This window comes from Mammaliicoccus sp. B-M6 (assembly GCF_022386965.1).
Taxonomy (GTDB): Bacteria; Bacillota; Bacilli; order Staphylococcales; family Staphylococcaceae; genus Mammaliicoccus; species Mammaliicoccus sciuri_A.
Genome location: NZ_JAJNHJ010000017.1, coordinates 40009 through 50048, shown reverse-complemented (window position 1 = coordinate 50048; position 10040 = coordinate 40009). Strand labels below are relative to the sequence as shown.

General features: G+C 32.5%; 11 protein-coding genes. 3 read left to right on the top strand and 8 right to left on the bottom strand.

All coding sequences use genetic code 11. The annotated features are described in order from the left end of the window. Positions 1-381: 381 nt before the first annotated feature. Positions 382-1107, bottom strand: a complete 726-nt coding sequence (locus tag LQ693_RS08035) for a DUF3169 family protein (RefSeq protein ID WP_103360547.1) — start codon at positions 1105-1107, stop codon at positions 382-384. Next, the gene (locus tag LQ693_RS08030) at positions 1104-1307 is read right to left on the bottom strand and encodes a helix-turn-helix transcriptional regulator (protein WP_103360548.1); all 204 of its coding nucleotides are present in this window, start codon (positions 1305-1307) and stop codon (positions 1104-1106) included. Before LQ693_RS08030 ends, LQ693_RS08035 begins: the two co-directional genes overlap by 4 nt. 205 nt (positions 1308-1512) lie before the next feature. Here LQ693_RS08030 and LQ693_RS08025 point away from each other — a divergent pair, with 205 nt between their 5' ends. Continuing rightward, entirely contained in the window at positions 1513-3027 is a 1515-nt protein-coding gene (locus tag LQ693_RS08025; protein ID WP_103360549.1) for a Na+/H+ antiporter NhaC family protein, read from the top strand. A gap of 32 nt (positions 3028-3059) precedes the next feature. Here the strand turns inward: LQ693_RS08025 and LQ693_RS08020 are convergent, their stop codons facing one another. The 3 genes from LQ693_RS08020 to LQ693_RS13705 form a co-directional block, all read right to left on the bottom strand. Next, on the bottom strand, positions 3060-4196 hold the full coding sequence (locus LQ693_RS08020) for a glycerate kinase family protein (RefSeq protein ID WP_103360550.1): 1137 nt from the start codon (positions 4194-4196) through the stop codon (positions 3060-3062). Between the two features lie 72 nt (positions 4197-4268). After that, the gene (locus tag LQ693_RS08015) at positions 4269-5072 is read right to left on the bottom strand and encodes an SLC13 family permease (RefSeq protein WP_275584178.1); all 804 of its coding nucleotides are present in this window, start codon (positions 5070-5072) and stop codon (positions 4269-4271) included. After that, positions 5069-5539, bottom strand: a complete 471-nt coding sequence (locus LQ693_RS13705; protein ID WP_275584177.1) for an SLC13 family permease — start codon at positions 5537-5539, stop codon at positions 5069-5071. Before LQ693_RS13705 ends, LQ693_RS08015 begins: the two co-directional genes overlap by 4 nt. A 176-nt stretch (positions 5540-5715) precedes the next feature. Here LQ693_RS13705 and LQ693_RS08010 point away from each other — a divergent pair, with 176 nt between their 5' ends. Together LQ693_RS08010 and LQ693_RS08005 are read left to right on the top strand one after the other, a co-directional pair. Beyond that, complete coding sequence (locus LQ693_RS08010) at positions 5716-6810, top strand: tartrate dehydrogenase (protein WP_103360552.1); 1095 nt, start codon at positions 5716-5718, stop codon at positions 6808-6810. A 98-nt stretch (positions 6811-6908) separates the two neighbouring features. Next, positions 6909-7616 (top strand): GntR family transcriptional regulator, encoded by a 708-nt coding sequence (locus tag LQ693_RS08005; protein ID WP_239703144.1) that lies wholly within the window; start codon positions 6909-6911, stop codon positions 7614-7616. 58 nt (positions 7617-7674) lie between these two features. Here LQ693_RS08005 and LQ693_RS08000 read toward each other — a convergent pair whose 3' ends face one another. The 3 genes from LQ693_RS08000 to LQ693_RS07990 all read right to left on the bottom strand — a co-directional run bounded on the left by LQ693_RS08000 (position 7675) and on the right by LQ693_RS07990 (position 9969). After that, positions 7675-8088 (bottom strand): VOC family protein, encoded by a 414-nt coding sequence (locus LQ693_RS08000; RefSeq protein ID WP_180991426.1) that lies wholly within the window; start codon positions 8086-8088, stop codon positions 7675-7677. Between the two features lie 113 nt (positions 8089-8201). After that, on the bottom strand, positions 8202-9422 hold the full coding sequence (locus LQ693_RS07995; protein ID WP_103360554.1) for a Y-family DNA polymerase: 1221 nt from the start codon (positions 9420-9422) through the stop codon (positions 8202-8204). A 142-nt stretch (positions 9423-9564) separates the two neighbouring features. Continuing rightward, positions 9565-9969, bottom strand: a complete 405-nt coding sequence (locus LQ693_RS07990) for a sporulation protein (protein WP_025905962.1) — start codon at positions 9967-9969, stop codon at positions 9565-9567. Positions 9970-10040: the final 71 nt, after the last annotated feature.

Sequence of the window (10040 nt, the reverse complement as noted above, 5' to 3'; positions counted from 1 at the left end):
AAATTAAAAGGCTTATCTCCCAAAAATTACAGGAGACAAACCTTTGAAATAATATACTAATTAAGGTTTAGATTTTTGGGTTCAGTACAGACTTTGGCTATCTCTTGGCTTAAGTTAGGCATTAAGCCATGACTTTCACAATCTCTTGGCTTAAGTTAGACATTAAGCTAAGACTTGAGTGATCTCTTGGCTTAAGTTGGTCGTTAAGCCATGACTTGGACAATCTCTTGGCTTAAGTTAGACATTAAGCCATGACTTGCACAATCTCTTGGCTTAAGTTAGGCGTTAAGCTAAGACTTGGCTCACTTCTATTGTTTACTCCAGCTTTAACTCACATCCTCCTATACTCAAACAAAAAACTGCCCGTATTAGGCAGTTTTTTTATATTGATTCTGATACTTTTTTAGAGTAATACATTGTATTGACTAAATATAAAATAATCAATAATGACACACTAAAGAATTGATTATTGTCTGAAGAAATTGAGAAAATTGATGCTAGTGCTATACATCCGATTATTAATTGTTGGTTCAGTGTATAAGTTTTTTGTAGTGCAATTAATGTAATATACTGTTCTCCACTATCCATCATATCAATCATTTTTTCGTTTAATTGTTTATCTCCTGCTTTTGGATAGTTTCGTTCTGGATATAATTTTCTCAATTTAGATAAATGCATATATGATATTGGTGCTGTTGATATTAATGAAACGATTGCAATTAACAATGACAGCATACTTGGTTCTTTTGTTAAGTTAATGACGATGTTTAAGATTGTTAATGCTATTGTCATAATGATACCAAGCAATATGGGTGGGTAAATTAATGTTTTTTCTAACTGTATTTCTATTTCATCTTCATTTTCTGGGTTTGTTTCATATTTTCTATATTTTTCAGCTTTTTTATAAACATTAATTAAGATGATTATTAAAATAATATATACAATAGTTAAAATGGTGGCAGTAATATCAGTTTGCACTGTTGTAAGTTCAATTTCTAAAAAGTCGTGACCTTTCTTAAAAATACTTGTAAGTAATCCACCTACTAAACCACCGATCAGCATATATAATATAAAGTTACCAATTAACATAATTTTATTCTTTTTCATAATTCATCCTCCTCGAATATGAAAATATCTTCAACATTTTCTTTGAGTATTCTTGCTATTCTTACAGCAGTCAATACAGATGGCATAAAGTTATTCCGTTCTATCAAAGAAACTGTTTGTCTTGAAATACCTGCTCTTTTAGCCAATTCAGTTTGGTTAAATCCTTCCCGAGCTCTTAACTCTTTTACCCTATTTCTCATTTGACCACCACCTACATTTATAATATACATGATTATAGTCAAAATGACAACTATACTTGTCATTTTGTTATATATAATTGTCACAAATTCTTCGCATAAGAATACATATCATTGCTAATTTATTAATATCATATTTACTTATTCGTCATTATATGTGAAGATTAAATAATTACATATTTCAGAATATTTTGAAGGGGGTAATTTTATGGATCATTTTGGCTTTTGGTCGATTATTCCTCCAATTATAGCCATTATTATGGTATTACTTACAAGAAGTGTTATTGTTTCATTATTTTTAGGATTATTTTCAGGCATACTCTTGTTAACGAGTTTTCATCCAATATCTTCTTTAAAAAAATTACTTGGAGATTATTTGTACAGCACAGTTGCGGATGAATATAATGCTGGAATTCTTATTTTATTAGTGTTTATCGGTGGATTTGTCGCATTGCTTGAGAATTCAGGTGGTGCTAAGACATTTGCAAATCGATTTATATCCGGTGCGAAAAGTCGTATCAAAATTCAACTCGCTGCTTGGTTTAGTGGTATTATAATATTCTTTTCTGAAATGGGCACACCTTTAATTGTTGGACCAATTTATGAAAGTTTATTTGATAAAGCGAAGATTTCTCGAGAAAAATTAGCTTGGATTATTGATTCAACTGCATCGCCAGTTTCTGTAATGGTACCATTTATTGGTTGGGGCGTTTATATTATGGGGTTAATTGATACAGAATTTAAGCGATTAAGTATAGATATGTCCTCATGGGATGCCTTTATGGTTTCATTACCCTACTTTATTTATCCAGTCCTTGCGGTATTAATCGTTCCTCTCATCATTTTATTAAAATTAGATTTCGGACCTATGAAGTCAGCTGAGGATCGAATAATGAATACTGGTCAAATTTATTGGGACAATGCGAAGCCATTAAGAGAAAGTGTGGAAGTCGATAAAGATGTGGAAAATAAAAGTAAACCCATTCTAATTTGGTTACCTATTGTCATTTTAATTGTTTCATTGTTTACTTTATTAGCACCTAAAGGCTTCCCGTTCCAAAGTGTGGAAGGTAAAGATTTCAGAATAGCTTTAAGTTTATCTTATTTCTTTGCAGCTATTTCAATTATCTTATTAATGTTATTTTATAAAGTTAAAACAATTAGCCAATCATTAAATATTTATACGTCCGGTATGAAAAATATGACAGATATTTTAGTTATTTTAGTATTAGCATGGTCTTTAGGAAGTGTATTGGACAAATTAGGAACGGCTAACTACATCGTTCAAGTCATCGATGGCACAATCCCACCTGCTATTGTACCTGCTTTAATATTCCTTGTAGGTGCATGTATGTCTTTCGCAAACGGAACATCTTGGGGAACATTTGCTATTATGTTACCTCTCGCAATTCCATTAGGATATCATTTAGACATTTCGTTAGCAGTTTGTATAGGAGCCGTTATTTCTGGAGGTATCTTTGGGGATCATAGTTCTCCAATATCAGATACGACCATACTATCATCAACAGGTGCTGGTGCTGACCATAAAGATCACAATAAGACCCAAGTACCGATTGCTATATTTAATGGTGTTGTAACAACGATTGCATTACTTATTACAAGTATAATTGATTTTAAATTCACACTTATTTTAGCTATCTTATTCATGATATGTGGCGTCTTTATTATTCATCAAGTTCAGAAATATCGGTATAATCATTAAAAAGAGATGGGATAATTTCCCACCTCTTTTTATTAATTCAATTTAAGCGCTCTAAAAATTTGTTCAGTTTGTTGTTCAATGAGTTTATCACCATTATTCATCGCTTCTTCTAAAGTTATTGGACCATTTGCAATACTAAATGCCGCAGTTAAACCTTGCTCATGAAGTGCTGACAATGGCCTCTCAACTGTACCACCAATTGCGATAACAGGTATTTGATAAGATTTTGCAATTTGTGCAATTCCTGATATGACTTTTCCTCCAGAAGTTTGTCCATCGATTTTACCTTCACCAGTGATAATCAAGTCTATTTCATTTTCTTTAATAATATCTTTAAAATTCACAAAATCTACTACTAGTTCGATACCTCTTTTTAATTCTGCATTTAAGAATGCTAACATGCCGCCTGCTGTTCCACCTGCAGCGCCAGCACCTTCTATATTGCTTATTTCTTTGCCTTTAAATGTCTTAATAACATCTGCAAAATGAATAAGTGACTGATCTAGCCTCTCAACGATTTCTGGTGTGGCACCTTTTTGAGGGCCAAATATATAACTTGAACCTTGTTTACCGACAAATGGATTCGTCACATCGCAAGCAATTTCAAATTTAACATCCTTAATTTGTGGCATAACGTTTGATTCAACTATCGTTTCAATATTATGAATATGTTGTGCACCAAATGGTATATCTACACCATTTTCATCTAGAAATTGATATCCTAATGCTTGTAACAATCCTATACCCGCATCATTTGTAGCACTTCCACCTAAACAAACAATAAAATGTTTAATACCTTTTTCAACAGCATCTTTAATAAGTAATCCTGTACCATAAGTGGTCGTATGTATCGGATTAAGTTCTTCTCGTTTAAGTAAATCAATACCCGAACTCGTTGCTAGTTCGATAATAGCTGTCTTTCCATCGCCAGTTATACCATAACTTGATTGTATAGGTCTTGATAATGGATCTATACTATTAAATTCAACTACTGTTCCTTCAGTAGCTTGCACTAAATTAATCATCGTGCCTTCTCCACCATCTGCCATTGGAAGAAGAAACGTTTTAGTTTCTGAATCTACTGTTAAAATGCCACGTTCTATCGCTTGCGCAGCACTTAGCGCATCTATACTACCTTTAAAGGAATCTGGTGCAATTAATACTTTCATGAATATCGCCACCTTCTTAAGATTTCGTTCTATTTATATGTTACAGAAAAAATGTAAAATTAACAGATTTAATTAATAAAATGGGAAGAATATTGGTAACAGAATCATTGAAACAATGATAGATAAAATAATAAGTGGGATACCCGCAATAGCATAGTCTTTAAACTTAAATCCTCCAAGACCATAAACCATTGTATTAGCAGGCATACCAATTGGTGTCGCAAATGCTAGTGAACCACCGATTACAGTCGCCATCAATACAGCGCTAGGATCAGCCCCCATACCATTTGCTATAGATATACTAATTGGCACTAATAATGCAGTTGTTGCGGTATTGGACATAAAATTCGTCATCGTAGCAGATAACACGAGAATAACAAATAATAATACATAAGGAGAAGGGTCTTTTCCTAAAGTACTTATTAACGTACTGGCAATAACCTTTCCTGCACCAGATACTTGAATAGCATTTGCTAAAGCAAGTGAACCTACAAATAATAATATCGTATTCATATCAATTGATCTCATTGCTTTTTTCTCTGGAATAACTCTGGTTGCTATTAATACTAGAGCACCAATCCATGCAGAAACATGTAACGCAATACCTATTTGCTGTTCAAAAATCATTGCAATAACGGTTAAAATCAATACGCCTAAAGACATAACTTGTTTCCATTTTGGAACCTTTGAATAATCAACTTCTTGAGCATATATTGAATCTTCTTCAAGATCAACTTCTTCTCTTTTTGGTAATAATTTATGTCCAATTAAAGTGAAATATAATATACCGATAATCAGAATTGGTAACCCTACTTTTGCATATTCAAAAAATCCAAACCCATCACCTATTTGTTTAAGTGCTGATTGTGCAATCATATTACCTGGCGCCCAATTAAACTTAAGTTACCACCCATTGCAGCTGCAAAAACTAATGGTAAGAGTAAAGTAGATCTTGAGAAACCGGATTTTGCTGCGATACCAATTACAACTGGTATTAAAACTGCGGCAGTACCTGTATTAGAAAGTACACCTGACATTAAACCAGTTATTAACATAACAGAAATAATTAATTGTTTTTCAGTTTTAGCAAATTTTGTGACGATTCCCCCTATTTTTTGAGCCATTCCCGTTTCGAAAAACGCACCGCCAACAATAAACATGGCCATAAATAATAGTACGTTACTATCGACAAATCCTGCAAAAGCTTCTTCAGGTTTGAGCACGCCTGTTATAACTAACCCTATTGCGACAATCATTGCAGTTACTGCTAACGGTATCTTTTCCCAAGCAAACATAACAATTGCAAATACTAAAAATATTAAAGTAATTATTGAACCGTCCATTCTAAGCACCCCTTATTTCAAAATTTGATAGCGTTTTCATTTCAATCATCATACATTAACGTATACATTAAGTCAATGAATTAGTGAAATATTTTTCTTTTTAAGTTATACATTGACAACAACGTATACATTATTTAATAATGGATGTATCACAAAGAAACAGGAGGTTATGTATCATGTCACAACAAAAAACATTTAAAATCGCTGTCATTCCAGGTGATGGTATTGGTAAAGAAGTTATTAACGAAGGGGTTCGTGTATTAGATCATTTAGCAGAGCAATCCAATAATCAATTTTCATTTGATTTTGATTACTTCCCTTGGGGATGTGAGTACTATTTAGAAAATGGTCGCATGATGGCTGAAGATGGATTAGAAACTTTAAAAGACTATGATGCTATATACTTTGGTGCTGTAGGGTTCCCAAATGTTCCCGACCATATTAGCTTATGGGGATTGAGAATTGCTATATGCCAAGGTTTTGACCAATGGGCAAATATTCGTCCAGTTGAATTTTTACCAGGTGTTGAAAGTAAATTAAATCATCCTGATGTTGAATCTTTAAATTGGGTACTAATCCGTGAGAATTCTGAAGGTGAATATTCAGGTGTTGGTGGTCGTAACTTTACTGGTAGAGGTGAAGGCAATGAAGTAGCCGTTCAATCATCTTTATTTACAGAAAAAGGTTGTGAACGTGTGATTAGATATGCGTTTGAAACTGCAAGAAAGCGTAAACGTAAAAAAGTAACAAGTGTTACTAAAAGTAATGCGCAACAATATGGAATGGTATTATGGGATGATGTATTTAAACGTGTGAGCAAAGAATATCCTGATGTTGAAACTGATCAATGGTTAGTTGATGCTATGGCGGCACACTTTGTGTTACATCCAGAAGATTTAGAAGTCGTAGTTGCATCTAACTTATTAGCAGATATATTATCTGACTTAGGTAGTGCATTAGCAGGCAGTTTAGGTATTGCAGCAAGTGCAAACTTAAACCCAGATCGTCGTTATCCAAGCATGTTTGAATCTGTTCATGGTTCTGCACCGGATATTGCTGGTAAAGGAATCGCAAACCCTATTGGAGCTATTGGTAGTGCAGCATTAATGTTAGATCATTTAGGCTTAAAAGAAGAAGCGAATCAAGTCAATGAAGCTATTAAGAAAGCGACAGGTTCTGGCGCACTTACAATAGACATAGGTGGCAATACATCAACTAAAGAAATGGCAGATTCAATTATTGAGAACTTACATTCAAATGTAAAGCAATAATTTTATTCTTAATCATTTTATATAACCGCACGTCTTTCTGGTATAATGAGGGAAACTCATTTTAAGAAAGACGTGTATTTTTTTGAGGAGGGTGAGATATGTCAGAGGAACATCAAACTGAATATGATTCTTTAAAAGGAAAACTTCTAGACATCGCTAAGCAGTTAGATGAACAGCGATTACCTATTCGTGCTTATCATATATTACGTATCGCGATTAAAAATTTAATACTAGAGCCAGGTCAAACAATTTTAGAAAGGGAAATTGCTGAAGCTTTAGAAATGAGCCGTACGCCTGTTAGAGAAGCTTTAGTAAGATTACAAACTGAAGGATTATTGACTTTAATTCCGAGGCGTGGCTTTCATATCAATCCGATAAAAAAATATGATTTGAAGGAAATCTATGAAATCACTGAAACGTTAGATGGTTTAGCAGTAGAATTAGCGACAACAAAAGTGACAGAAGAAAATATAGCACATTTAAAGCATTTAATTGCATTACAGCAAGAACAACTTGAACAGAATAATTTATACGAATGGTCTATATTAGATGATCAATTTCATGCGGATTTAATTAGTTTTGCAAATAATACACGCTTAAGTAGCGTTATTAATATACATGCAGACCAATTATATAGAGCTAGACTATTTACGATCAATGACCGACCTGCTCCTTATCAATCTATCGTTGAACATAAAGCTATTATTGCATGTATAGAAGCTAAAGATAAGCATGCCGCACGATTAGCTATGCAGTCTCACAGAAAAAGAGCGTGGGGAGAAATTGTTAATTCATTAAATGACTAGATTAAAAAACCATAAACTTTACTCAAAAATTGTTTATGGTTTTTCTTTATACTTTATTTTATTGATGTGTATAAGTTAAATCCCAACCTATACCAAATTGATCGATTACTTTCGCATATGTCTGTCCCCAGAAAGTTTGTCCAAGTTCCATTTGAACTTGTCCACCTTCTTTAAAAATATTATAAACTTCATTAATTTGTTCTTCTGTCTCAAATTCTAACACAATATATATATTGTGTTTCTTATGAAGTGAATCATCGTCATTTGGTATATCAGAAAACATAAATAAATGACCATTAACTTCTAATTGTGCATGTATAATTCTATTAGGATCTTCGGAGGCATCTACACCTGCGTCACCATAAGTTTGTGATTCTCTTACGCTTCCATCTAAGGCTTCACTATAAAACCCTAACGCTTCTTCGCAAGTTCCGTTAAAGTAAAGATAAGGTGTAACTTGTTTAATCACCATGCACCACTCCCCATATTTGATTGTTAATCAAAATAAGTATATAAATGTGCAAAGAGTTTGTCAAATGTTAATAAATTTTACATTTTAAACACAAAACGATTAATTATTATATTTCAGTTATGTTTAATTAAATGATGATTACTTTCTTCTTGTCTACTATATGTGTTATTGACACTCATTTCATTAGTAAGCAACACTAATGCTTCATCACGTTCTCGCTCAAATGTATCTATAAATAAATTCAATTCACGAGCTCGTTCTGGCACGAGTTGTGTAAGCGAAATATTTAATGATGAATACTTCTCCTGTTTATCACATAACTGTTCTGTAAAACTCCAGATTACTCTAAATATATCCATCGTAATATTCGTGCCGTCTTTTAAAGTGTAAGATTTAGAAATTGTATTGGCATTACTTTTCAGTGAAAAAGCAATGGTCTTAACTAATAAATTTCTAGATCTTAATTGTTTCGTTAAACGTTCCACTTGTTGAAGAATGATTTCTTTCATTTCATAATATTGGTATTGTTTTTCAAGCGCGACTTCACATTTAATGTCCGGATTATAAATACTATGTGTTTCACGTACGATATTAGTATCTATACCATTACTGATTAAATTCAATTCCTTACCCATCTTGCCATATAATTGTGTTAATTTATTAACTGGATAGCGTGCTAAATCTCCAACAGTATATAAACCAAGCTCATTTAGTTCCTTTTCTAACCGATCATTTATCCCCCACACTTTATGCAATGGATGTATCGGCCACACTTTATCTCTTATATCGCTATAATTTAATACTCCAATTAATTGATCATGTTGGTAAGACTCATTATCTAAAGCCAACTTGCTTAACAACATGTTTGGTCCAATACCTATATGACAATTTAATTGCGTTTCTTGTTCTATTTCAGTTCGGATCCTTGCAGCAAATTCAATTGGATTATCACAATATTGTTTATAATAATGTGTCACATCAATAAAAATTTCATCTATACGATGTTGTTGGATATCATCTGCATGTACATATTTAAGTAATACTTTATAAATAGCATTTGCATAGTTTATATATTGTTTCATATTTGGATTGATAATAAAGATATCATTTCTATGTGGTATTTCAAATAGTCTTGAACCAGTCTTGATTCCTAATTCTTGTAACGGCTCAGTAGCAGAAATAACGATAGCGCCTTGCCTTTTCGTATCAGAAATAACAGCTAATTTATATTCATTTGGGTTAATACCTTTAGAAACACATGACACATTTGCAAAAAAGTTATGATGACTTAAACATAAAATATATCTCTCTTGGAAATCACTGTAATTGTACATCACATCACCTCCCAGAACATTTGTTTGTACCACTATTATATACGAACACATGTTCTATTTCAAGAGATTTATTTATCTAAATAAAAAAGTCCTACAAAGTATTAACCTGTTATAGGTCAACTTTGTAAGACTTCATTATAAGTTATCGTACTATACTTAATTTTTCTTCGTCATCAGCACCAATTGACTGATCGATATGAACATGTGTCTTTAAAAATATTTCTTCTGGCTCGCCTTTGAATTCAATTTGTTCTAATTTAAATTCAAATTCGTATTCTTGGTGGTCTTTCTTCTTAATCAAGAAGGATTGATTAACTTTATGCTTATGCAATTCATAATCAAATTCCGAAAAATCACTATCCTCATTTTGATTATTGACACGTTCAATAAGAGACAATTCAATATATTTAACTTCTAAATCACATGAACCGCCTTTAAATATTACTTTACCTTTAATGGGCTCTTCTTCATTAAAAGTCATCTTTTCTAAACGCGTATCGATTGTTAGATTACCGACACCTATAGAGGTAAGTAACTTTTCAAACATAATACAAATCCCCCTTAATCTTCATTAAAGATAGTTTAACTCGATTAAACTAAAATTTAAAGTGATTAAAG